The 25039-nt window shown below is 57.1% G+C and carries 18 protein-coding genes; 10 read left to right on the top strand and 8 right to left on the bottom strand.

The genetic code is table 11. The features are described 5' to 3' along the window. The first annotated feature begins 108 nt into the window (after positions 1–108). Positions 109–1863, top strand: a complete 1755-nt coding sequence (olsF, locus tag K0I63_RS14445) for a bifunctional ornithine lipid synthase OlsF (RefSeq protein ID WP_220083465.1) — start codon at positions 109–111, stop codon at positions 1861–1863. A gap of 248 nt (positions 1864–2111) precedes the next feature. Here olsF and dapE read toward each other — a convergent pair whose 3' ends face one another. Continuing rightward, positions 2112–3380, bottom strand: a complete 1269-nt coding sequence (gene dapE / locus K0I63_RS14450; protein ID WP_220081486.1) for a succinyl-diaminopimelate desuccinylase — start codon at positions 3378–3380, stop codon at positions 2112–2114. Between the two features lie 190 nt (positions 3381–3570). On the opposite strand from dapE, the gene K0I63_RS14455 reads away from it, so the two are divergent. Beyond that, a complete protein-coding gene (locus K0I63_RS14455) occupies positions 3571–3999 on the top strand; it encodes a CBS domain-containing protein (protein WP_220043055.1) in 429 nt (142 codons plus the stop codon). A 128-nt stretch (positions 4000–4127) separates the two neighbouring features. Here the strand turns inward: K0I63_RS14455 and K0I63_RS14460 are convergent, their stop codons facing one another. After that, positions 4128–5486 carry an NCS2 family permease gene (locus K0I63_RS14460; RefSeq protein ID WP_144203785.1) on the bottom strand — a complete coding sequence of 453 codons (1359 nt, stop codon included), beginning with the start codon at positions 5484–5486 and terminating at the stop codon, positions 4128–4130. Between the two features lie 508 nt (positions 5487–5994). On the opposite strand from K0I63_RS14460, the gene torE reads away from it, so the two are divergent. The 4 genes from torE to torD are packed head-to-tail and all read left to right on the top strand — an operon-like array spanning position 5995 to position 10547. Continuing rightward, positions 5995–6165 carry a trimethylamine N-oxide reductase system protein TorE gene (gene torE, locus K0I63_RS14465; protein ID WP_220081487.1) on the top strand — a complete coding sequence of 57 codons (171 nt, stop codon included), beginning with the start codon at positions 5995–5997 and terminating at the stop codon, positions 6163–6165. Between the two features lie 30 nt (positions 6166–6195). Continuing rightward, entirely contained in the window at positions 6196–7374 is a 1179-nt protein-coding gene (gene torC / locus K0I63_RS14470; protein ID WP_220081488.1) for a pentaheme c-type cytochrome TorC, read from the top strand. A 12-nt stretch (positions 7375–7386) separates the two neighbouring features. Then, positions 7387–9873 (top strand): trimethylamine-N-oxide reductase TorA, encoded by a 2487-nt coding sequence (gene torA / locus K0I63_RS14475; RefSeq protein WP_220081489.1) that lies wholly within the window; start codon positions 7387–7389, stop codon positions 9871–9873. Between the two features lie 29 nt (positions 9874–9902). Beyond that, complete coding sequence (torD, locus tag K0I63_RS14480; protein ID WP_220081490.1) at positions 9903–10547, top strand: molecular chaperone TorD; 645 nt, start codon at positions 9903–9905, stop codon at positions 10545–10547. A 34-nt stretch (positions 10548–10581) separates the two neighbouring features. Here the strand turns inward: torD and K0I63_RS14485 are convergent, their stop codons facing one another. Both K0I63_RS14485 and torS read right to left on the bottom strand, forming a co-directional pair. Then, the gene (locus tag K0I63_RS14485; RefSeq protein ID WP_220081491.1) at positions 10582–11808 is read right to left on the bottom strand and encodes a DEAD/DEAH box helicase; all 1227 of its coding nucleotides are present in this window, start codon (positions 11806–11808) and stop codon (positions 10582–10584) included. Between the two features lie 123 nt (positions 11809–11931). Beyond that, positions 11932–15072 (bottom strand): TMAO reductase system sensor histidine kinase/response regulator TorS, encoded by a 3141-nt coding sequence (gene torS / locus K0I63_RS14490; RefSeq protein WP_220081492.1) that lies wholly within the window; start codon positions 15070–15072, stop codon positions 11932–11934. A 67-nt stretch (positions 15073–15139) separates the two neighbouring features. On the opposite strand from torS, the gene torT reads away from it, so the two are divergent. Next, entirely contained in the window at positions 15140–16318 is a 1179-nt protein-coding gene (gene torT, locus K0I63_RS14495) for a TMAO reductase system periplasmic protein TorT (RefSeq protein WP_220081493.1), read from the top strand. A 9-nt stretch (positions 16319–16327) separates the two neighbouring features. Here torT and torR read toward each other — a convergent pair whose 3' ends face one another. Next, a complete protein-coding gene (gene torR, locus K0I63_RS14500; RefSeq protein WP_220060182.1) occupies positions 16328–17053 on the bottom strand; it encodes a two-component system response regulator TorR in 726 nt (241 codons plus the stop codon). Positions 17054–17337: 284 nt separating this feature from the next. On the opposite strand from torR, the gene K0I63_RS14505 reads away from it, so the two are divergent. Together K0I63_RS14505 and K0I63_RS14510 are read left to right on the top strand one after the other, a co-directional pair. Next, positions 17338–17706, top strand: a complete 369-nt coding sequence (locus K0I63_RS14505) for a PilZ domain-containing protein (protein WP_220081494.1) — start codon at positions 17338–17340, stop codon at positions 17704–17706. Positions 17707–18203: 497 nt separating this feature from the next. Further along, positions 18204–19289, top strand: coding sequence for a linear amide C-N hydrolase (locus K0I63_RS14510; protein ID WP_220081495.1), 1086 nt, complete (start codon positions 18204–18206; stop codon positions 19287–19289). An 82-nt stretch (positions 19290–19371) separates the two neighbouring features. On the opposite strand, the gene K0I63_RS14515 is transcribed toward K0I63_RS14510, so the two are convergent. Continuing rightward, positions 19372–19872 (bottom strand): GNAT family N-acetyltransferase, encoded by a 501-nt coding sequence (locus tag K0I63_RS14515; RefSeq protein WP_220081496.1) that lies wholly within the window; start codon positions 19870–19872, stop codon positions 19372–19374. A 26-nt stretch (positions 19873–19898) separates the two neighbouring features. After that, positions 19899–21272: a DNA repair protein RadA gene (gene radA, locus K0I63_RS14520; RefSeq protein ID WP_220081497.1), complete on the bottom strand. Its 1374-nt coding sequence runs from the start codon at positions 21270–21272 to the stop codon at positions 19899–19901. Positions 21273–21602: 330 nt separating this feature from the next. On the opposite strand from radA, the gene K0I63_RS14525 reads away from it, so the two are divergent. After that, positions 21603–23993 carry a PilZ domain-containing protein gene (locus K0I63_RS14525; protein ID WP_220081498.1) on the top strand — a complete coding sequence of 797 codons (2391 nt, stop codon included), beginning with the start codon at positions 21603–21605 and terminating at the stop codon, positions 23991–23993. Between the two features lie 9 nt (positions 23994–24002). Here K0I63_RS14525 and K0I63_RS14530 read toward each other — a convergent pair whose 3' ends face one another. After that, positions 24003–24929, bottom strand: a complete 927-nt coding sequence (locus tag K0I63_RS14530; protein ID WP_220081499.1) for an alpha/beta fold hydrolase — start codon at positions 24927–24929, stop codon at positions 24003–24005. Between the last annotated feature and the right edge of the window lie 110 nt (positions 24930–25039).

Below are 25039 nucleotides of genomic sequence, written 5' to 3' on the forward strand. Positions count from 1 at the left end.
ATAATTTGTTCATCTCTTAGTCAAACTCCCCTCTTACTCTGGCGCTATGGATAGGGTGTCTCCATCACGGGCACCATCCCTTACACAGCGAGCAGACCCATGCAAAAGATGATCTTCACCGTAGACGATGTGGTTGCCAACAACCTGCCCAAGCTCAATCAGAGCCCCTGGCTGGCGACCCCCACCAAGGCGCTGCTGCGCTATTTCCTGATGGAAAAAGAGTGCCATGCCATTACCCAGGAGTTTGATTACCTGGAGGGGGTAGACTTTATCGAGCAGGTCCTGGCCAGCTTCAACTTCACCTACAGCGTGCCCAGCACAGAGGTGGAGAATATCCCCAGCGAGGGGCGGGTGGTGATCTACGCCAACCACCCTATCGGCTCACTGGACGCCCTTGCGATGATCAAGCTGATCAGCAAGGTGCGCCCGGACATCAAGGTGGTGGCCAACGAGCTGCTGATGGCCCTAGAGCCGCTGCACTCCATCCTGCTGCCGGTGCGTAACATGACGGGCGGCACCCCCAAACAACATCTGGAGAAGATCCACCAGCACCTCAAGAGCGAAGGCGCCGTGCTGATCTTCCCCTCCGGCGAGGTCTCGCGCCTGCGCCCCAACGGCGTGAGGGACCTGCACTGGCACAGCGGCTTTTTGAAGATTGCCAAGGCCTGTCAGGCGCCGCTGCTGCCCATGTTTGCCGATGCCAAGAACTCGGCCACCTTCTACGGTGCCTCGATGATCTACAAGCCCCTGGCCAGCCTGCTGCTGGTCAAGGAGATGTTCAAGCAGGCCAAGCGCACCATGCCCCTGCGCATAGGTCAGCTGATCCCCAAGGAGGTGGTGGCCAGCAGCGACTTCCCGCTCAAGACCCAGGTGAAGCTGCTGAAGAATCATCTCTACCGCATCGGCAAGAACCGCAGCCCCCTGTTTAAGACCCAGAACGCCATCGCCCATCCCGAGTCGCGCAGCGATCTGATCGAGGCGCTATCCCAGTGCGAGCTGCTGGGCCAGACTCACGACGAGAAACTCATCTATCTCTACCGCCACAAGCAAAGCAATCCCATCATGCGTGAGATAGGCAGACTGAGGGAGATCGCCTTTCGCGCCGTGGGTGAAGGCAGCGGCAAGCGCCGCGACACAGACAAGTACGACGCCGACTACCTGCATCTGGTGCTCTGGGATCACAAGGCGCTGGAGATCGTCGGCGCCTACCGTTTCGCCAGCGCCAAGAGCCTTTACCAGGATGAACATAAGGGCCTCTACAGCCAGTCGCTGTTTCAGTACCGCGACGAGTTCGCCCCCTACTTCGAGCAGGGGCTGGAGCTGGGACGCAGCTTCGTGCAGCCTAAGTATTGGGGCAAGCGCAGCCTGGATTACCTCTGGTTCGGCATAGGCGCCTTCCTAGCCAAACATCCAGAGTATCGTTACCTGTTCGGTCCCGTCTCCATCAGCGACGCCCTGCCGGAGCAGGCCAAGGCGATGTTGGTCTACTTCTACCAGACCCACTTCTGCCCAGTGCAGGAGCTGGCACACGCCAACAGCCGCTACAGCTTTACCCCAGAGCAGCACGAACAGTTAGATAGCCTCTTCCCCGGCGAAGACTATCAGGCGGAATTTAAGCTGCTCAAGCAGGCGCTGGCCAGCATGGGCGCGGCCGTGCCCGCCCTGTACAAACAGTATGGCGAGCTGTGCGACGGTTTAGGGGTGAGCTTCCTCGACTTCGGCATAGACGCCGAGTTTGGCGACTGCATCGACGGCCTGGTGCTGGTGGACACCCACAAGCTCAAGGCCAAGAAGCGCGCCCGCTACATCGACTGTCACCTGCCCGAACTCAACACGGGCGGCGAAGACAGCCCCCTGAAATAGCAATGGCACTAGCAATAACGCTAGCTGCGCTATCTTCAAGCATAAAAAAGACGCCCCAGGGCGTCTTTTTTTATCGCAAGCTTTTGTGGATTGGTTCTGCGACAAGCTTTTATGAATTTGTTTTGCGACAAAGGCTTGTCGTTAGCTCTGCGAGTTAGTTCTGTGAGTAAGTTTTACCAATAGCGTTGGCGGACTCTCAATTAACATCAGCCCAAGCCACCCAAGCTTAACTATTTAGTCATGAATATCTAGTCATGAAAGCGCATCAGCAAGGCGCGATAGATGCGATACAGGCGCACTATCTGCGCCAGCTCTACCCGCTCGTTGACCTGATGTATGGTGCGATTGGGAAGCCCCAGCTCGATCACCTGGGTCTGAGGCGATGACAGAAAACGTCCGTCTGAGGTGCCCCCTGAGGTGGAGAGGCGCGGAAAGCTGGCGGTGACCTCGAAGATCGCCGCCTCCACCTGAGCGATCAGGCTCTGACCATCGGTTTCCTGGGTATGATAGGGCTGACAGCCTCGCTCCCAGCGCAGGCTGATGGCATCCTCTCCCAGGGAAAGCCCCTCCAGACAGGTCTGGATCCGCGCCATGATCCCCGCCTCGCTGTAACGATAGCTGTAGCGGATGTTGAAGCAGATGTCGCAGCTGCCGGGGACGATATTGTCGGTAAACGCCCCAGAATCCACATGGGTCACCTGCAAGCTGGTGCCGGGAAAGTCGTCGCTGCCCTCATCCCAAATGAGAGCTTCCAATGCCTGCATCACCCGCGCCGCCATATGCAGGGCATTGACCGCGTTCTTGGGATAGGCAACGTGTCCCTGCTTGCCTTTGAGCGTTAGCCGCGCCGAGATGGCGCCGCGACGGCCAATCTTAATCACATCGCCCGCCTGCTTATCGGCGGTCGGCTCGGCCACCACACAGTACTTGGGCAGACGTGCCTGAGCCTTGAGGCGCTCGACCAGGGTGTGGGTTCCATGTTCCGCCTCGCCCTCTTCGTCGCTGGTGACGATAAACTGCCAGTTGACCTTGGGCAGGCCATGACAGGCAATATGGTCCTCGACCGCCGCCAGCATCACCGCCAGGCCAGATTTCATGTCCACCGCGCCGCGGCCAATCAGCATGCCATCCATTAAGGTGGCGGCAAACGGCGGTGTCTGCCAGCGGCTCAGATCCCCAGGTGGCACCACATCCGTATGCCCGGCCAACGCCAGCTGAGCCGGGCGCTCATCAAAAGACGCCAGCAGGTTGCTCACCCCTTGATCCTGATAGTGACTGACGTCGAAGCCCATTGCGACAAGCCTTTCCCCTAACCACTGCTGGCAACCGGCATCTTCCGGGGTGATTGAGGGGCGGCGCATCAGCTCACGGCAGTAACGCACCGCCTTGTGCTGGCTAAGATCTTCCTGGCTTAGCTCGCCTTGATTATGCTTGCCTTGGGTGCGCTGCAAATGACTGGAATCGACATAGAAAGGGTCGGACTGGCTGGCCTGGGATGCCAATGGCATGGATTTCATCTTTTTGCCCTGATACTAAGATAAACCCAATCATTAAAGGGCAAACCCATGACATTTATGTGAAATTTAGATGGTCATTTGTTGAACATTCATTTATCTGTTATAACTGGAAACAGGGTGAACTTTCACCAAAGTCACTGAGAACCTTACAAAACTCAGTCAACCTCCCCCTAAGTCTCAGGAGTCTGCCATGGCAACACGGGTATCGGAGATCATGAGCACCAGGGTCGTCACCATAGAGATGGACGACAGGCTTACCATAGTCAAAGAGATCTTTGACAGCGCCCCCTTTCATCATCTGCTGGTGATCGAGAACGACAGCTTGCAAGGCGTGCTATCTGAGCGCGACTATCTGCGCACCCTCAGCCCCCATATCGGCAGCATAGGCGAGACGGAGCGCGACAGCGATACCCTGCAGCGCCGCGCCCATCAGGTGATGAGCCGGGATCCCATCACCATAGCCCCCGAGGCCGACATCAAGACCGCCGGGCAACTCATGCTGGCCCACGACATCGGCTGCCTGCCTGTGATGGCATTTAGCAAGATAGTGGGCATCATCACCTGGAAAGATCTGCTGCGCGCCTTCTGCCATGATGATCTGGTTCCCCAACAGGAATAGTGCTCGCCAGTTTTGTAAAATGCCTTGCTTATCAGCCTCGAACGACAGCCTTAAACGACAAACCCAGGTCAAGCGACCTGGGTTTGTGTTATTTGAGTTGCAGCTCAAAGCTGCTGACTCGATACTTTCTAGATAGCCCAGCCGCCCATGTAGAAGACCACCAGGCCGATAGTGATGGCTAACACACCGGGTTTCAGGGCACGCCACTCACCGCTGGCCAGACGACCAACCACTAGGGTCACAAAGCCCAGCATGATACCGGTAACGATATTACAGCTGAGGATGATGAACACGGCGCAAGTCAGTCCCGCCATGGCATCGACCTTGTCGTCGAAGTTCAGCTTGGTCACGTTGCTCAGCATCAAGAGGCCCACATACATGAGCGCCGGCGCCGTAGCATAAGCAGGTACCAGATAGCTCAGCGGCGCCAGGAACACCATCAGCAGGAAGAGCACGCCAACGATTGTCGCCGTCAGGCCCGTCTTACCACCGGCCGCGGTACCCGCCGCCGACTCGATATACACGGCCGCCGGTGCACCGCCCACGGCACCTGCGAAGATGCTGCTCATGGAATCTGAGGTCAGCGCCTTACCGCCACCGACAATGTTGTCTTTCTCATCCAGCAGTTCCGCCTGACCGGCCACTGCGCGAATGGTGCCCGTAGCATCGAAGATCGCCGTCATCACTAGCGCCAGCACAATAGGCAGCACCACAGGGTTGAGGGCGCCCATGATATCCAGCTGACCGATAAGCGACTTATCTGACATCAAATCAGGCAGGGCGAATAAGCCCTGGTAGGTCACGCTCGGGTCGAACGCAAGGCCAAATACAGAAAGCGCGATGATCACCAGCAGAATACCGCCGGGTACGCCGCGGCGCTCCAGGCCTATGGTGGCTGCCAGGCCAATCACAGTTGCGATGACAGGCAGGCTGTGGATATCGCCAAGCTTCACCGGCAAGCCAGCGTCGTTGGCAACGATCAGATGCACGCTATTGGTGGCGATCAGCAGCAGGAACAGGCCGATACCTATACCGGTACCGTGAGCGATCCCCTTAGGCAGGTTGGTCAGTACCCACTGACGCACGCCGGTGACACTCACCAGGGTGAAGACCACGCCCATGAGGAAGATAGCCCCCAGGGTCACGGGAATCGAGATCCCCTGGCCCAGCACCATGCTAAAGGCGGTAAAGGCGGTCAGTGAGATGGCGCAGCCAATCGCCATCGGCAGATTGGCCCACAGCCCCATCAGCAGGGAGCCGAAGGAGGCGATCAGACAGGTGGCCACGAAGACGGCGCCGGGATCGAAACCGGCGGCGCCCAACATGTTTGGTACCACGATCACCGAATAGACCATGGCGAGGAAGGTGGTTAAGCCGGCAATCACCTCTTGGCGCAGCGTGCTACCACGAGCGGTGATGGCAAAATAACGGTCAAGCAGGGAGCTTGCAGGTACAGCGGGTGCAGCGAGAGTCTGTTCAGACTTCATAGTAGTTACCTTTTTTGATCTCTTAATTTGGAAGGCTATGGCAAGTTAGAGCCCCACGACAGATGTCTGTGGGTGAGAGATCCACTGGGTACTTATTGGTGTACCTTACGTGACCTGCAGATCGGTAACCGAGGAGATACCGACCTTTTAAGGTAAGCAAACACTTACCCATAACACAGCCTTTGTTGGCGGCGCATTCTACAGCAAAGACTGTGACATAAACTAGAGCAAGCTAACAATTCGCCAAACTTTTGTTCAACTTTCGCGCGAAGGCTTTTTTAGCCTGTGATACCGCGACAACCATGGGATATCCGCGCAAGAGAACACTCAGTTAAATCATTTAATATCAGACATTTACAAACAAACTCTTCACCATCAAGCCGCCAGACTCAGTTTTATTCATATTTTTTCATAACTTGTCACCCTTGGTTCATGCCAGGCAGCACCTCCATTCACATCCCTCCTCTACCATGCAGCCATGGACAAAGATCAACTAAGAGAGTCTGTCATGCCATCACACCCAATAAGCGAAACACGAGATCAGGATAAATCCAAAGAGCTCAGAGCCCTCGGCTTCATCATAGTGCTGCTCTTCCCGATGCTGACCATCACAGGCATCAGCGCCTATGGCTTCATCATCTGGATGATCCAGGCATTCGGCGGCGTCGTCGCCCATTAACCCATTACCAACTTGAGAAAGGATGTTGCTATGAAGTGGTTTATCACCCTTTGGCGTACCCTCAACAAACCCGCCAAAACCCTCACCCTTGGCGCCATTAGCCTGTCAGCCTTCCTGATGGGCATCATCTTTTGGGGTGGCTTCAACACCGCCCTGGAGGCGACCAACACAGAAGCCTTCTGCATCAGTTGCCACAGCATGGAGAGTAAACCCTACCAGGAGCTGCAAAGCACAGTGCATTGGTCGAATCACTCAGGCGTGCGCGCCACCTGTCCCGACTGTCACGTGCCCCACAACTGGAGCCGTAAGATCGGCCGCAAAATAGAGGCCTCCCACGACATGTGGGGCTGGCTGCTGCAAACCGTCAACACCGAAGAGAAATTCGAGGCCAAGCGTCTGGAGATGGCGAGCCGTGAATGGAAACGTTTCGATCGCGACAACTCACTCGCCTGTAAGAACTGCCACAACTATGACTCGATGAAGTGGGACGAGATGTCCAAGCTGGCCCAGAAGCAGATGAAACGCGCCGCCGAGTTGGATCAGAGCTGTATCGACTGCCACAAGGGGATCGCCCACAAGCTGCCGGACATGGGCACCTCACGCGCCCCCGAACTTATCGCCCAAGTAGGTTCTGGTGAGAGCAGCCTGGCTATCGGCGAAAACTACTTCAGCGCCCTGACCAAGCCGCTGTTCTTCAACGAGAAGACAGACGTCGAGGCGGGCACACTCAACATCGCCACTAAGGTGAAGGTGCTTGAGGTCAAGGGTCAACGCGCCAAGGTAGGTATCGACGGCTGGCGTAAGAAGATAGGCGCAGGCCGGGTGATCTATTTCGATTTCGGCATGAACATCCTCTCGGCCCAGCTCTCTAAAGATGCCGCCTTGGAGCCTGGCGTGATGCAAGTGTTCGAAGAGCAGCAAGACCCGCTCACCGGCCTGATCTGGCAGCGCGTCGAGGCGCAGATCTGGGTGGATGGCGACTATCTAGTGAAAGACCTGCAACCACTCTGGGATTACGCCCGCGACACTTACTCAAGCAGCTGTAGCGTCTGTCATACCCAGCCCGATGAGGCCCATTTCGACGCCAACACCTGGCCAGGCATGTTTCAGGGAATGATCGCCTTCGTCAACATGGATCAGGACACCCAGGCACTGGTGCAGAAATACCTGCAAGAACATTCATCGACTTTTGCCACCTCAGCGCACTAACAGGATAGCATCATGAACAGAAGAGATTTTCTAAAAGGCCTCGCCGCCAGCTCCTATGTCACCCTAAGCGGCTCATCGCTGTTGGCGCCGCTCAACGCCCTGGCCAGCACGGGGACGGATGAAGTGTGGAAAACCACGGGCTCCCACTTCGGCGCCTTTAAGATGACTCGCAAGAACGGCGTCATCGATAAGGTGATCCCCTTCGACCTGGATAAATACCCGACCGATATGATCAATGGGGTCAAGGGGCTGGTCTATAACCCATCCCGCGTGCGCTACCCTATGGTACGCCTCGACTTCCTGCTCAAGGGGCACAAGAGCAACACCTTAGAGCGCGGCGACTACCGTTTCGTGCGCGTCACCTGGGACAAGGCCCTGTCGCTGTTTAAGGACTCACTCGATGAGATCCAGACCAAGTATGGCCCCTCGGGGCTGCATGCGGGCCAGACCGGCTGGCGCGCCACGGGTCAGCTGCACTCCTCCACCAGCCATATGCAGCGCGCGGTAGGAATGCACGGTAACTTCGTCAAGAAGGTCGGCGACTACTCCACCGGCGCCGGACAGACGATTCTTCCTTACGTGCTCGGCTCCACCGAGGTCTACGCCCAGGGTACCTCCTGGCCGCTGATCTTAGAGCACAGCGACACCATAGTGCTCTGGTCAAACGACCCCTATAAGAACCTGCAGGTGGGCTGGAACGCCGAGACTCACGAGTCTTACGCCTATCTGGCACAGCTGAAAGAAAAAGTGGCCCAGGGCAAGATCCGGGTGATCAGCATAGATCCCGTGGTCACCAAGACCCAGAAATACCTGAGCTGCGAGCAGCTCTACATTAACCCACAGACAGACGTGGCGCTGATGCTGGGTATCGCCCACGAGATGGTGAGCAAAGACCTGCACGACAAGGCCTTCATCGACGGCTACAGCCTGGGCTTCGAGGAGTTCCTCCCCTACCTGCTAGGGGAGAAGGATGGCGTGGCCAAGACCCCTGAGTGGGCCAGCCAGATCACCGGCGTGAGCGTCGAGATCATCAAAGATCTGGCCAAGGTGATGACTAAGGGACGCACCCAGATCATGATGGGCTGGTGTATTCAACGCCAGCAACACGGCGAGCAGCCCTACTGGATGGCGGCTGTACTGGCCACCATGATAGGCCAAATCGGTCTGCCGGGCGGCGGCATCAGCTATGGCCACCACTACTCCAGCATAGGCGTACCTTCGTCGGGAGCAGCGGCGCCGGGCGCCTTCCCACGCAACCTGGATGAGGGCCAAAAGCCACTATTTGACAGCACAGACTTCAAGGGTGCCAGCAGCACCATACCAGTCGCACGCTGGATAGATGCCATCCTGGAGCCGGGCAAGACCATAGATGCCAACGGCAGCAAGGTCACCTACCCCGACATTAAGATGATGGTGTTCTCGGGCAACAACCCCTGGAACCATCACCAGGACAGAAACAAGATGAAGCGCGCCTTCCACAAGCTGGAATGTGTGGTCACCATAGACGTGAACTGGACCGCCACCTGTCGCTTCTCAGACATAGTGCTGCCGGCCTGTACCACCTTCGAGCGCAACGACATCGATGTGTACGGCAGCTATGCCAACCGCGGCGTGTTGGCGATGCAGAAGATGGTCGAGCCTCTGTACGAGAGCCTGTCGGACTTTGAGATCTTCACCCGCTTCGCTGCGCTCATGGGTAAAGAGAAGCAATATACCCGCGGCCTGACCGAGATGGACTGGCTAAGAAAGCTCTACGACGAGTGTAAGACCGCAAACGCAGGTAAGTTCGAGATGCCAGAATTCGACACCTTCTGGCAACAAGGCTATGTGCACTTTGGTGAAGGCAAGCCTTGGACGCGCCACAGCGATTTTAGGGATGACCCTGAGATCAACCCGCTGGGCACGCCATCAGGTCTTATCGAGATCTTTAGCCGCAAGATCGCCCAGTTTAACTACGACGATTGCCCAGGCCACCCGACTTGGATGGAGAAGAGCGAGCGCAGCCACGGCGGCCCTGGCTCAGACAAGTACCCCATCTGGATGCAGTCTTGTCACCCGGATCAGCGTCTGCACTCACAGATGTGTGAATCCCAGGAGTACCGCGAGACCTATACCGTACAGGGACGCGAGCCTGTCTACCTCAATCCGCTGGATGCTAAAGCCCGCGGCATCAAGGATGGCGATCTGGTGCGCGTGTTCAACGACAGGGGCCAGCTACTGGCGGGCGCCCGGGTATCGAACCGCTTCCCTCAGGGCGTGATCCGTATCCACGAGGGAGCCTGGTATGGCCCAGTGGGCAAGGATGGCAGCAAACAAGGCGGCAACGAGATAGGCGCCCTGTGCAGCTACGGCGACCCCAACACCCTGACTCAGGATATCGGCAGCTCTAAGCTGGCACAGGCCTGCGCCGCCTACACCTGTCTGGTGGAGTTCGAGAAGTTCAGCGGTAAGGTCCCAGAAGTCAGCGCCTTCAGCGGCCCCATAGAGATCAGCCGCTAAAGTAAGCTAGCGGTCAAAGGAGATTTAAGATGAATAAGCCATCGATTTATCAAACACCAGCCAACCAGGCGCGAGCCAGGGTCTACCGTCTGCTGTCGGATCTGTTTGCCAAAGAGATAGATCATCAGCGCCTACAGAGCCTGCAAAGCGTCGAGGCGCAGGCCTTCTTTGACCTGCTGGCAGGGGAATCCAGGCTGGCGCCTGAGGTGAACACCATACAGGAGGTGTTGGCTGAGCTGGGCGATGAGGCATCCCTACTGAATCTGGCCGCAGATTATTGCGGCCTCTTCCTGGTAGGCGGCAAGCAGAGTGCCAATCCCTATGCGGGCCTCTATCTGACGTATGACGGCGATGAGGAGCAGCCGCTGCTGTTCAGCCCTCAGCATCAGGAGATGCTTGCCCTGCTCAAGCAGAGCAAGCTAGGAGTGCAAAGCGATTTTCCCGAGCCGGCGGATCACATCTCGGTGATCTTGGCCTATGTCGCCCAGCAGTCCACCAGCCTGGACGACAAGGCGCAGCAGCGCTTTATCGCTAAATATCTGGATGCCTGGCTAGCCGAGTTTGCCAAGCGTGTGAGTGACAGAGACCCTAGCCGCTTCTATCAGGCCCTCGCCAGGCTCACCCAGACCTGGGTACGCCTGGATTGTGAGGCGCTTAGACAGTGCGACGCTTAGATTGTGAGACGCTTGGCGCCTGATATCAGAACTACTAGCGTCTGCCACCCTGACCGCGCCGCTTGGCGCGGCGTTTCTGCGCCGCCTTGCCATTGCGACGGGGATTGGGGTCAGCCTTGGTGAGATCCGGCTCGAAACCGGGCAACCATTGCTGAGGCAGACGCTTATCCAGCAATGCCTCTATCTCCTCCAGCAGCAAGGCATCCTCTTCGCTGTAGAGGGTGACTGCAACACCCTGCTTACCCGCACGGCCGGTGCGGCCGATGCGATGCACATAATCCTGAGCCACATAGGGCAGCTCATAGTTGACCACATAGTCCAGAGACTCGATATCTATCCCCCGCGCCGCCACATCCGTGGCCACCAGCACCTTGATCTCTCCACGGCGGAAATCAGCCAGCACCTGCTCACGTGCGCCCTGGCCCAGATCCCCGTGAAACGCCTTGGCCTGGATGCCTTGCTCACATAGGCGGGCGGCCAGCTTGTCGGCGGCCACCTTCTTACGGCTAAACACCAATACCCGCTGCCAATCCCCCTTGTTGATCAGATGAGACAGGAGAGCAAACTTGCGCTCGCTGTCCACCGCATAGACCCGCTGCTCGACATCCTGGCTGGCGCTGTTCTGCGGGCTGACGGCGATGCGTTTGGGCTGCTTTAACCAGCGATGGCTCAGCGCAAGCACCTTGTCATCCAGGGTTGCTGAAAACAGCAGAGTCTGACGCTCGCTGGGTAACAGCGCCATCAGCTCGGTAATCTCATCGGCAAAGCCCATGTCCAACATGCGATCGGCCTCATCGAACACCAGTTGCGCCACGCCATCTAGCTTGGCGGCGCCACGTCTGTGCAGATCCAGCAGGCGACCCGGGGTCGCGACAATCAGGTCGACGCCTGCGGCAAACTGCTGACACTGGGCCTCTATGTTGACGCCGCCATAGACCAGCCCCGCCGACAGCGAGGTAAAGCGGGCGAGATCTGAGATCCCCTGGTGAACCTGCAGCGCCAGTTCGCGGGTGGGCACCAACACCAGGGCTCTGGGCTGTTTATCTGAGCCTTCAGCCTGCGCCTGGCCCATCAAGTTAGCCAGGATAGGCAGGGCGAAGGCGGCTGTCTTGCCCGTGCCCGTCTGGGCAGAGGCCATGAGATCGACGCCGCTCAGCACCAGGGGGATCGCCTCGGCCTGGATCTGAGTCGCCTCGCTAAATGCCAAGGCTTCCAGCGCCTGTTGCAGCGGCTGAGGCAGAGACAATTGAGAAAATAACATAGGTGAAGATCCCGCTTTAGTTGCTGTTGTGAGTAGAGGGTTAACAATGGGGCGCAAGTGTAGCAGATTTCGCCCATGGCTCTAGCAGATTCAGGCGCCTAATACGCCGCTTTGCTAGCTCCGCTATTGCATTGATGCTAGCTGCGCATGGAAGGCGGCGACCGAGTCACGCCACAGCTGCCTGAGCCCGCTAATATCAGTCGCCTGCAACGCGCTCTGCTCCAGCTGCTGGCAGCGCCTTGTCAGCCTGATCATGCCCATGTTGGCGCTGCTGCCCTTGAGGCCATGGAGCAGCTTACGACACGCCTCATTCTTATCTTCGGCGGCCTGTTCGGCTTCCTGTTCAGCTTCCTGTTCGGCTTTCTGTTCGGCTGCCTGTTCAGCTTTCTGTTCAGGCGTGGATTCGACAAGCTGCTCCAACTGAGTCAGCTGCGCCTCGCTGGAGGACAGATAGAGGCTCAACATCTGCGCCATGGCCGCCTCGCCGAGACAGTCGAGATCCCCCTGAAACTGGGCGCTATCCAGAAGAGGAGCACCCAAAAGAGGATCATTCTTTTCTATAGCCTCCGCCGACATTTCACCAGATTCGACTCGTTCTACTGCTTCGGCCTCTTCTGCTTCTTCGGCCTCTTCGCTTTCTTTGGCGACAGGAGCCGATGCTTTTGACGCCCGCCCTAGCCAGCGCATCAGGGCCTGCATGTTGAGCGGCTTGGCTAAGATCTCATCGAATCCTACCTCACGATAAACTTCGAGATCCTGTGGTTGCAGCTGGGCGGTGAAAGCGGCAAACACCAGATCACTCGCGGCGTGCTCACGGAGCTGACTCAGGAGGTCTATGCCAGAACCATCGCTGAGCTGAATATCCAGCATCACGGCATCGAACCCCGGCGATTGGCACTCAAAGACGGCTAATGCCTCGGCGCAGCTTGGCGCCAATACCGCCTCGTGGCCTAGGTGCGCCAGGAAGCCCTGGGCCACCATGGCATTGACCTGATTATCCTCCACCACCAGCACTCTTTTTGGCGCGACCTGAGGGATGATATCGGTAGCGCTTAACACGGGCGCCTCACAAGGCTCCAAGGGCAGGCTAAAGCCGAAGGTGCTGCCCTTGTTCACCTCGGTCTCGACCCAGAGCCCCTCATCGCAGGCCCCCATCAGAGTAACCAGCTCCTTGCTGATGGCCAGTCCTAGGCCCGTGCCTCGGCTGCGCCCCTGATTGGGCTGGGCACTGTAGGCGATAAACAGTCGCGCCTTAGCATCTTCTGGGATCCCAAGGCCAGTATCGCTCACGGTAAACTTAAGGCGCGCCCCTGCTTGGCTCACCCGCAGACAGATCTCCCCCGCCGGGGTAAATTTGATGGCATTGCCCAGCAGGTTAAACAACACCTGGCGCAGCTTGGGGCCATCGATATTGATCCACTCGGGGAGGCGGTCTCGCTCCAGACGCAGCGACAGGCCGGCGTTACCCGCCCCGGCGAGCATGATGGAGACCACCTCGTCGAGTAGCTCGTTGATGGCCACAGGGCGTGGCTCATTACTCAGCTTGCCCTGCTCCAGGCGAGAGAAGTCTAAGATGTCGTTCAGCACAGTCTGCAGCAGGGCGCCGCTGTACTGGGACAGGGCCAGCATCTGCTTCTGGGCCGTGGGCAGCTCAGATTCCCCCAGCAGAGTCAGGGTGCCGAGCAGGCCGTTGAGGGGGGTGCGGATCTCATGGCTCATGGTCGCCAGGAAGAGTGACTTGGCCCTGTCGGCCGCCTCGGCCATCTGTCTCGCCTGGGCATGGCCCTGCACCTCAGCATCGAGACGGCGATTGGTTTGAGCCAGTTCCTGGGTACGTTCCTGCACCGTCGTCTCCAGCGACGCCTTGTGGGCCGACAACTCGGAGGCCGTCTCCTGCAGCTCAGATTGCAGACGCTGATTGTGATCTGTCTTCTGCTTGAAGGCATCGATGGCCGAGGCCATGGCGGTCAGCTCATCATCCCCATGGGGGTCCAGCGCCACCTGAGTATCCCCTCGGCTCAGCCGTGACAGGGCGTCGGTCGCCTCGTGGAGTCTAAGTGCGATCCCCTTGTAGATCACCCGGTATACCACTAGCAGGATCAACACCAGCATCAATAGACCCGTGCCCCAGAGTCCCGCCTTGGCCCAGAAGAGCTGACGAAGAAAATCCCCCCTGGCCTGCTCCGCCTGGCTTTGTTGGGCCGTCATGGCCCCATCAACCTGGGTGTTGAGCTGACTCAGCTTGTCACTCAGTGTCTGAAGCTGCGCCGTCTGAGAGGCGAGCACCCTGGCATAGCGGCGTTGCAGCGCGAGTTTATCGCCGACGCCGCGCAGTATCGCCAGCTCATGGGCCAGCTCATGGGCTCGCCCAGGGTCTCGCACCACCCCCTTGAGCAGCTCGAGCGGCATAAGATTAGGTTGATTGATGCCTGCAAGAACATAGCTCGCTGCGCTGGCGGACTCATTGCTAGGCATGCCGCCCTGGGCCTCAGTTGGCTGCAATCGATACTCGCCGCCGCCCTGCTCGGTCAGCACCCGCGACATGCTCACCAGCACCTTGCTGAGCCCCAGATGTTGCTCGGGCGATTGCAGCAGCTGACCCACCAGCGCCAGGTGGTGAATGAGGGCCAGGGCGCGATTAAGACGCGCCTGAATATCGAGATCTTTCTCTATGATGGTATCGAGCAGATAGCCGCTCTGGGCTGTGCCGGCGACCTCAGGATAGGCCAGGCTCAGCTTGGCCAGCACGGCGGAATCGACAACCGCCAGCTCAGCCTCCAACAGCTCAATAGCCCGTCCAGAGGCATCCACCAGCGCCTGACCATCGCCCCTGAGCTGCTTGGCGAGGGCCAGACGTTCGCCCACCTGATGGCCTAGCTGAGTCAGGTCGTGGATGATCTCCGCCGCCCTGGGGCCGAGGTGGCTGTCGCCCTGAAGGTTAAGCGATTTAAGGCGGGCGATGGCGCCGAGCAGGTTGCTGCTCTCGATGGATAGCTTGCGCCCGAGAAAGGCGCGCTCCGCCTCCTCCTGGGCCCGCTCTAAGGCCTGGGCGTTTTCCTGCAGGGCGCTGACCGACTGCATCAACTGGCGCGCGGCTTCCGAGGCGGGCAGCGCCTCCTCATAGAGGTATTTGTCGGCGGCCTTCACCCAGTAGAGGGATACGCTGCCCAGGCTCACCAGCGTGAGCAAGAGCAGCGCCAGCAGGCTAAAGGCCAGCATGAGACGGCCGACTAAACTTTTCCCCGAGAGTGATAAAGCGCCCACATGGCTCCCGTTTAACTGTTACAATGAATCAATGACATGCGTCTGGTTACATTATACTGAGTGCCCTGTGGTGAAGCATAATAAATCTCCCTTTTTCCGCTCCTTTTGTCTCCCTCATTTCCTCTATGGGCTGGCAATCGCCGCCGGTTTTTCGATATCGGTGACGGCCAATGCAGTTGAGACCTGGTCACTTGAGCAGCGCACCCCCTATAACGCCAAGCTCCAGCAGGTGGAGTCGCTCAGCTATCGCCCCCTGAGTGTGGCGAAACAGCCCTGGCGACTCTGCGCCCTGGTGCCCCACCTCAAAGACGCCTACTGGATTGGTATAGACTATGGCCTGGTGACCCAGGCGCAAACGTTGGGGGTCGCCCTGGAGCTGTTTGAGGCCGGCAGTTACTATGGCAAGGCGAAGCAGCTCGAGCAGCTGGAACACTGCATGAAATCCGATTTCGACGCCATCTTACTGGGCACTGTGGACCCTGAGCTGCTGAAGCACTATCAGGGGCAGATAAGCAAACCTATGCTGGCCCTGGTCAACCGCCTCGACAGCCCCCTGGTAAGCACCCGCATAGGCGTCAACTGGTATCAGATGGGCTGGCATGCCGGCGATTATATTCATCGCACTACAGCAAAACAGCCTGGCAAGGCTAACACCAAGCAAGCTAACACCGACCAGGCTAAAACCGAGCAAGCTAAAACCGACAAGCCTGTGCAACTGGCACTACTGCTCGGCCCCGAGAAACTCGGCGGCAGCACCTGGGTCGAGCAAGGGATCATGGCTGCGCTTGAGGGCAGCAGTGTGACCATCTCTTCCAACCGCCACGCCGACAACAATCGCGATCTCTATCGGGATCAGCTACACCATCTGCTGAAGGATCACAGGCCAGACTATATACTCGGCAGCGCCGTCGCCATCGAGGCCGCCATCGGCGCCCTGGCGCAGCAAGAAGCCTCTCAAGAGATTGCCTTGGTGAGCAGCTATCTGTCGCCCGCTACCCTGCGTGGGCTTTACCGCCATAGGGTAGCTTTTAGTAGCGACGATCAGGTGGTGCTGCAGGGTAAGTTAGCGATAGATGTGGTGGTGCGGGAACTCGAGGGCGCCGCCCCCTTTGGCGATATCGGCCCCAGGATAAAAGGGCTCACCCCAGAGAATATTAAGATGAAGCAGCTAACCGACAGCCTGGCGCCGGCGGATTTTTATCCCATCTACCGAGTCGCGGCGCCTGGGGCTAGTCCTCAACCCTAGTCTTATACCCTAATCTTCTACTTTTGCGGAGAACAGATAGCCCTCGCCGTGGACGGTAACGAAGAGTTCGGCATGTAGCTTGTTGCGCAGTCGGCGGATGATCACATCTATGGTTCTGTCGTTGACATCCTGATTACGGTGGCTGGTCAGCTGCATCAGGCGTTCACGGCTCAGCACCTGCTGTGGGTGCAGCACGAAGGCGCTAAGCAGCTCAAACTCCGCCTTGGTGAGTTTGATCACCGCCTCGCCCTGGGAGAGCTTGCGGCTGTTGAGGGCCAGGCTGTAATCTTCAAACTCGATAAGATCGTCACAGCGCTCCAGCTCGGCAATCGCCTGCTGCTGCGCCTTCTTCACTAAAGAGATACGCCAGAGTAGGTTCTTCACCCGCACCAAGAGTTCACGCAGCTCGAAGGGCTTAGTCACATAATCGTCGGCGCCCATCTCCAGGCCGATGATCTTATCGATCGCCTCGTCGCGCCCGGTCACGAGTATGATGCCTACCTCGGAGCGGCTGCGCAGTTCGCGGGTCAGGCTGAGGCCATCGACGCCGGGCAGGTTGATGTCCAACATCACGAGATCGATATGCTGCTGACTGAACTGCTGCCACATCTCTTCACCGTCGGCGGCTTCGAGCACCCGATAACCCTCTTTCTCGAAATAGCCCTTCAGGCGAGCACGGATCACCGCCTCATCATCGACCACAAGCACACAAGGTTGTAATGAAGTTAGGGCCATGACCCCGCTCCCAGACGCGTTAAATAAAGGTTAAGGCTATTATTCACAATTTTTCATAATTGCATATCAGCTTTATCTCAATTATGAGATCTGGCGCGGTTTTTAGCCGCTACGGCGCCTCTGTTATTAAGGCCTATGCTGCCTATCAGATCTCACGTTCAATGCAAATAGATTTTGGCACAAGTCACTAAAGCTAAATATAAATCAAGATTTTTACACCCGGGTCATGTTAGCTTATGCTTACCTTATTAACATTACGCTCACACTTGAGGCTAGGACAGGTTATGAATGAAAGGCGGCAATTTTCGCGCATCTTCTTCGATGTCGATGCGACGCTCACCCAAGAAGATAAGGTGTGGTCGACCAAGCTGCACGATCTTAGCCTGAATGGTGCCCTGGTCGAGCTGCCCCAAGCGTTCGCGCCAAACCCGGCCCCAATACTCCTGAGTTTCACCCTGGAAGGCTCGGATGTCGAGGTCACCATGGAGACCCAGGTGATCCACCGTCAAGATGGCCAACTCGGCCTCGAATGCCTGCATATCGATATCGACAGCATCAGCCACTTGAGGCGCATGCTCGAGCTCAACACAGGCGACGCCTCTCTGCTCGACCGTGAACTCAAGATGTTTATCGAGGTACATGATCAGGGCTGATGCGCTCTCCTGACGGCCATGAGCTTAGCTTGAGCGCACTTAGCCAATCGCACTTAACTTGAACGCACCAGGCTTCAATGAATGCAACGCAAAGGGGACCTAGGGTCCTCTTTTCAATCTGGCGCTGCCGCTAACTCTGATCCATCGGGCTAACTCCTGATGCAGGCGCCATGAGTTAACTCTCTATGCTCTCCTGTCAATAGACCGCAAGCTCACCTTCCCCACAACCACCGAATAACTCACTATGTCACCCGCTTAAGCACTTCCTTAACTCTCTTAGTAACTCGCTTAACCACTCATTTAAAAACGCGGGTTAAGGCTCGCCAAAGCACAGCTAAAAGCCTCCCTAAACGCTCGGCGCAAATCAAACCAACATATTCGAATATCGAATGGTTATTAGTTATTAACTATCAGGTTTTGAGCCTATTCTAGACCCATAGGCAAGACCTAGCCAAGAAACCAACCCATTTTAGGTTCAACCAAACGAGGCACTCATCATGAAAAAATCAATCGTCGCAGCCAGCATCGTCGCGCTTATGACTATCGGTGCAGTACAAACCGCTTCAGCTTGCTCTAGCGTTTCGGCCACCACAGACTATGGCACGCTAGTCGCCCGCTCACTAGACTGGGATGTTCACGTGGAAGCTCGCGCCAAGATCATTCCAGCTGGCGTAGAAATCAGCTCCAAGGCGCCTAGTTACAAGACTCAGGCCACTTGGACCACCAAGTACAAGACAATGTCACTGTCTGACAACCCTATCTTCCATGGCACCGCCTACGATGCCATCAACGATCAAGGCCTGTCGGTACATGGTCAGTATCAGGAAGCCAGCAAGCCGTTCCTGACAATGCACAAAGACAATGATAATGGTGCCCCAGCGGTCAACAACGGCCTGCTCGCCACCTATATCACCTCAAACTACAAAACCGTTGCCGAAGCTATCGACGGTCTGGAAAAAGGCGAATGGCAGCCAGCCTTCTCGGATCCTATGATGGACATGGAACATCTGGTACCCGGTCACTTCAACCTACGCGATAACGAAGGCAACGTGGCCCTCATCCAGCTCAATGCAGGTGGTAAGCTGAAGGTATGGCGTGGCAGCACCAACGATGAACTGCGCTTCGTCACCAACGAGCCCCTGTTCCAGGATCACCTGGAGTTCTCTAAGACGATCGACCGCAGTGCGCTGGGCACTAAACTCCCTGCAGATTACTCGCCACTGTCACGTTATGTGCGCGGCCTGCACCATGCAGAGAGCCAGGACTTCAAGAACATGACCTATCAGCAGACTATGGCGGCGCAGCTACTGGCCTTCCACAGCGCGGTAGCCATCCCACAATCTGTCCAGGCACCTTTCGTCGATGGTCCTAAGATTGCGGAAGAAGGCGGCGTGTTCCCAACCTTCTTCACCGTACAGTACAACCTGAAGAACGGCGACACCGTCTACTCAGACCTGTATGAAGGCCATCAGATCAAGTTCAACTTCGCAGAGGTTAGCGTTGGCAAAGAGCCGGTCTGTGCAAACCTCTCAGTCGATGCTCACGAAGGTCGCGCCGCACCAACCTTTGGCAAGTGTAGTTAACAGACCCTAAGCGCAAAAAAGCCTCCGATATCGGAGGCTTTTTTTATCTGAACTGACCCGTTATTTAATCTGGGCCGTTAGCTTAATCCCTTACCTGAAAGGCATCATGGTAACTCACCTCGCCCTGAGGCCATTCGCCGAGCAGTTTACACGCGAGAAAATAAGCCTCGGGCACACCGGGCAAAATAAGTCCTGTCTTGGGGAAAAAGCCAAAACGCTGATAAAACTCAGGCTCGCCCAGTAACACACAGCCATGGGCACTTGCGTTATCGAGCGCCTCCAGCGCGGCGCCCATCAAGGCGCTGCCGATCCCCTCTCCCTGACGCTCGGGCAATACCGAGATAGGGCCTAATCCATACCAGTCTTGGCTCCCATCGAAGATGGTTACCCTGGACAGGGCAACATGCCCCACTATCTTTCCCTGCACCTCGGCCACTAACGATATCGCCAGCGCGCCTGCATCTCTCAGGGCGTTAACGATAAGATGCTCGGTATGGTCTGTGTGGGGCGCCTCGAGAAAGGCAGCCTTGGTGATCTCTTCTATAGCGGCGATATCGCCGGGTGCTTCGCTACGTATATGCATGGGTTTCCTCTCGCTGTCCGTTCACCTTAACAGATCAGCTCTAGTAGCTCGTGAATCGTCTTAATGGGGTTGATCTTGGCGCCCAACCCTTCCATCGACTTATGATAATTGCGAAACGGAATGAAGATCTCGGTGAAGCCATGCTGCACAGCCTCCTTCACCCTGGGCACGCCGCTGTCGATGGGGCGTACATCGCCGTTGAGACTCAGCTCACCCATGATGCAGGTGGTGCGCGGCACCACAAACTCGTTAAGGCTGCTCAGCAGCGCAGTCACCAGCGCCAGATCGATACAGGTCTCAGACTCGTCTATCTTGAGTCCACCCACCAGATTGAAATAGGTGTCGTGATAGATCTTGGTGCGGGTATGTTTACGTAAAATCCCGGTCAACATCTTGATTCGGTTCATGTTCAGGCCAACACAGACTCGCTGGGGAAACTCCCCCTCAGCCTCTGTGGTCAGGCACTGGATCTCCAGTAGCAGGTTGCGATTGCCCTTGCGGATACAGGTGATGGCCGCCCCGGGAGACTCGGTAGTGGAGCCCGAGAGGAAGATCTCGCTAGGGTTATCGACGCTTAACATGCCCCGCTCGGTCATCCTGAAGATGCCTACGGTATCCACGTCGCCGAAACGGTTCTTGTTGGCCCTCAGGGTGCGCACCTGACCGTCGTTACACTCTAGATGCGTCAGGCAGTCGACGATGTGGATCAGGGTCTGCGGGCCTGCCGTCTCGTTGTTCTTGTTCACGTGGGCCACCAGGAACATGGTGACATTGTTTTGCTTACAATATTGGGTCAGCGCCTGGGCACTGCCCTTGACCTGAGATGGCGAGCCGGGACTGCCGTTGGCCAGGTCCGTCACCACGGCCTGAATCGAGTCGATCACCGCAAACTTGACCTGCTTGGCCTCCAGCTCGGCGATGATCGCCTCCACATTGGTCTCGGCCATCAGGTAGAGGTTTTCCTCGTTGCAGTCGAGCCTGAGGCGATTAACCCGATTCTTAAACTGCGACAACGACTCCTCGGCGGTACAGTAGAGCGAGGGCATCAGCTGAGACATGCGCGACACCAGATCCGACAATATGGTCGTCTTACCGGCGCCGGGATCCCCCGAGATGATGTTGACCGAGCCCGTGGTGAGCCCGCCGCACAGCACCCGGTCCAGCTCACCAATGCCGGTAAGCAGCTTCTTGGCCTCGAACTCCTCCACCTCGCTAAGCTTCTTCGAGCCACCACCGACGGCCCCCGCATAACCGGCCACCGAGCCCGCGCTTGACTTAGCCGGTGCCAGCCTCACCTCTGAGATGGTGTTCCATTCACCGCAGGCATTACACTGCCCCTGCCAGCGGGGAAAGTCCTGACCACATTCGCTGCACACATATGCTGTTTTATTCTTCGCCATAGCTTAACTGTTTGTCATCTCATCAATGTCCGGACTCTCCAGTATCTGCTCGCGCAAACCCAAAAGGCCCTTTTCCATGCAGGCATTCTACATGAGTATCTTGAGCGGCTGTAGTGTGCATACGCCAATCGGCGTTATCGCTCTGCAGTAAAATGATTCCCACAAGGGAGCTAAAATGCCTTACACTGGCGTTAGGGCTTTCAACCACAGTGTCCACCGCAGCGTTAGCAAATTGTGCTGAATAAACAAAAGGCTATCAAGTTTTTACCTAAGCTGCCGACACAAGAAGATAAGCCGCGCCATCCACTATGAGTCGAAAAGATATTATCCATGAGTCTAGAGCAACATAAGGCATTGATCGAACAGTTAAAACCCCTGCTGATGGAGACCAACTTCCAGGAGCTGTTTGAACATCTGACCTCAGGCGAGTCTAATTCGACCCGTTTTCTGCTCAAGATGGAGCTCAACCGCCTCTCCTCTCCCTGTACCCGGGTTATCGATCTTAGGGACAGATCCGAACTGCCCTGCGCCCCCTTTAACAGCGGCGCCCAGACACACTTTATCGATACGCCGGCGAAAGAGAACTTTATTCAGGCCCTGGCCCTGTATCAGGGGCAGTACACCCTTGGTGTATACGAGCAGGTGATCGAGGGGCATAAGCTGCGCCGGCAACGCGCGCGCGAAGGCGATCAAGGGGCCGACACTGCCCTCACCCCCTATGTGGCCAGCGGCGCCATCTTAGGCAGCTACTTCAATCGCGTCGAAGAGCGGATGAACTATGCGATCCGCATCGGCGTGCTGCAGCCGGGACGCAGCGAGGTAAAAGGGATCACGGTCGACCTCTCGGTCGGCGGCGCCCGCATTCGCCTGCCTGTCGATCACGGCCTCAATCCTGAACAGCCGCTTATCGTCAAGCTGCTGGAGCTGAGCGCCGAATACTATTTCGATGACCTGCAGAAAGGGGTGGAGTATCAGGTGGTCGATGTCGAGAGTAATCACGAGTTCAGCTGGATGCGTCTCAAGCGCGTCGGCGGCAGCGACGCCCTGTCTGACATGCTGGCCAACCTGATCCAGGGCTACAAGTTTCGATACAAGGTGGATATCAACGACATACTGGTGGCCGCCACAGGGCTGGGCTTCGAGCGTCACTACCTGCCTCATCTGCCGCACCTACCGCTATATGTGGAGCTTAAGGACGGCCAGCATCGCATCACCCACAAACTGCTGAGCCGCGACAACCAGAAGCTGCAACAGTATTTTGTCGATGAAAAATCGGTCAGCCAGCTCGGCGGCATGTTGACCCATGAGCGGTTACAGGCCTTGTTTAATGCGCCTCAAGACCCAGATCACAACCTGTTTTTCTGCTTTACCTTTCAGGCACAGGGGGCGATCTTCTTCTATTCCGCCAGCCTGGCCGAACTAAAACAGAGCGATCTGCTCGGCCTCTTCCTGCGCTTTGGTGCCACCAAGGCCAGTTGGCGCATCTTCAAGCTGGCCTGTCATGAGATAGACCATGAGATTTCCTATAAATCCAGTATCTTACCCGGTGACTCCAGCTATTACGCCTCGCTGACCGAGGCCCAGCTAAAGTGCTTCACCCATGTGCTGCAGCTGATCGATCTCACCAACGAGGAGGTGCTGCCGCAATATGAGGCCTGGGATGCCAAAGGTCATCAGGCCAACGAGCTGAAACGCTTCGGCCAGGAAAAGCTGCAGGAAGATCAGATCAAGCTGTTGTCGCTGCAATTTACCGAGAGGCGTAACGAGGCGCGCTTCTCCTTCAAGACGCTGGTCACCGTCAGCCAGGGCAAGCAGACTCACCACGGTTTCACCTTAGATATCTCGGGCAAGGGGCTGCAGGTTACCCTGGATGAGCCGGCCAACTTCGATACCACGGCCCCTGTGATGGTGGCCTTTCCCAAGCTGCAACATCTGGCGGGTAAGACGCGGCTGGCGCAGCTGCCCTATCGACTTATCCGCACCCGCAAGAACGGCGTCACCATACACCTCGCCGCCATGGTCGGCCACACGCCCCATGTCGGCGTCGCCTTCCTCAGCCGCCTCATCGAGGCCAACCGTGACAAGCTGAGAAAGCTGACCGAGGCCAACAGCGACATGAAGGAGCTCTCCGACGGGCTGAAGAACCTGCTGATGCGCGAGCTGGCCTCCGTCCCCTACTTCATTGAGAAGACGGCAAAATCGGCCAAACTCAGCGTATTAGGGGTGAGCAAACATTCCAACGCCATCGCCGACCTCTTCGCGGCGACCACCCAGGAGGCATTGAAATATGACCTCAGTGCCCTGCTGGACAAAGGGCGCCTCAAAGAGGATTTCATCACCCCTATCCGCCAGATGAAGCCGCAACACGGACTCGAGTTCTTCGAGACCTATGTACAGATCTCCCGCCATTCTCAGGGACGGATCAAGATAAAATGTGTGCCGCCAAGGGAGATTGGCGATCAACAGGCTCAGCTGCACTTCATACGGCAGAGCCAGAACCTGGGCCGTTTCATGGCGCTTCGCGTCTACCGAGGCGCCGCCGGTAAGCCGGATATCAACTATATCAAGCGCGAGCTGGAATATATTGGCCTACATGCCCAGCACAAGGCCAAGAAACTGGAGCAGCTGATGTGGCACATCATAGGGGTTGGTGAGCTGCTGGACATCACAGACGAGGTGATGCTGCGCTATCCCGAGCTGCTTGAGCCGCAAAAAGAGTAACAGCCGAGGCTAGAGCGCTTGGTACCAGCTTAGCACCTGGGGAAAATGATCCTCTGTGGCATCCTTGTGGGTCAACATCTCGGCGTGGCCATAGTCGTGACGGTTGCCATTGGCCTTGCTGAGCAAGGTATAGGTCACCGACTTGATATGGCACTCCTTAATCATCCGCTGCACGTCGGCCGGATTACCCAGCACCTGATCCCCCTTGCCGGCAATAAACCAGGCCTTAGGCCAGCCCTGCTTTGCCCCTAAGGCAGTTGCCGCCTTGGCGTAATCGAAGCCATCGTCATGATCTATCCACTCGCCTCTGACCCAGTCGATACTCTGGGACAAGGAGGCCTTGGTCTCGTTATCCATTCCCATGCGCCAGCGGTCGGCGGCCAGATAGCCATGACCGGCAGCAATCGCCGGCGCCAGTTTGTTCCACACCAGATCCACCATCAGCCATTTCTTAAGCGAGCGTACCTTAATGGCGCGCTTACTGCCGAAGGTCAGCAGGGAGGCGACACTGGTCTGAAAGAAATCGAAACGGGCGATGGCGCTGGCCATCAGCACGCCGCCCCAGGAGTGAGCGCACCAATGCACCTGATGAGCATCAGGATGCTGCGACAAAATATAGTGCTGTACCAGGGGGAGCTGTTCGCGGATCACCTCACCCTGACCATGGCTGGCGCCTGTGCTTAACTTGGGGGTACTCAGGCCGCGCCCCAGGGTATCGAGCACATAAACCACAAAGCCCGCCTCTGCCAGATAACAGCCAAGCCCCCTGCCCTTATCGCTGTAGAAGACGCGGCCATTAGACATGGCGCCATGAAGCATCAGTATGGGTGGCCGACTCATGTCGGCATCGGGCCGCTTGAGCAGGCGCAGGTGGAGTTGTCCCTGACGATAGGGGATAAAACGTGATTCTTGGATCAGAGTCGACACTGAAAACATCCCAGTAAAATTTGATTTAAATTACTGACTTTAAAGGAGTAACACAAGAGCAAAACGAGAGAAAAACAAGAGTGAAACAGGCGTTAAGCCGTCTTAAACAGGTGTTTAAA

This window comes from Shewanella rhizosphaerae (assembly GCF_019457655.1).
In the GTDB taxonomy this organism is placed as follows: Bacteria; Pseudomonadota; Gammaproteobacteria; order Enterobacterales; family Shewanellaceae; genus Shewanella; species Shewanella loihica.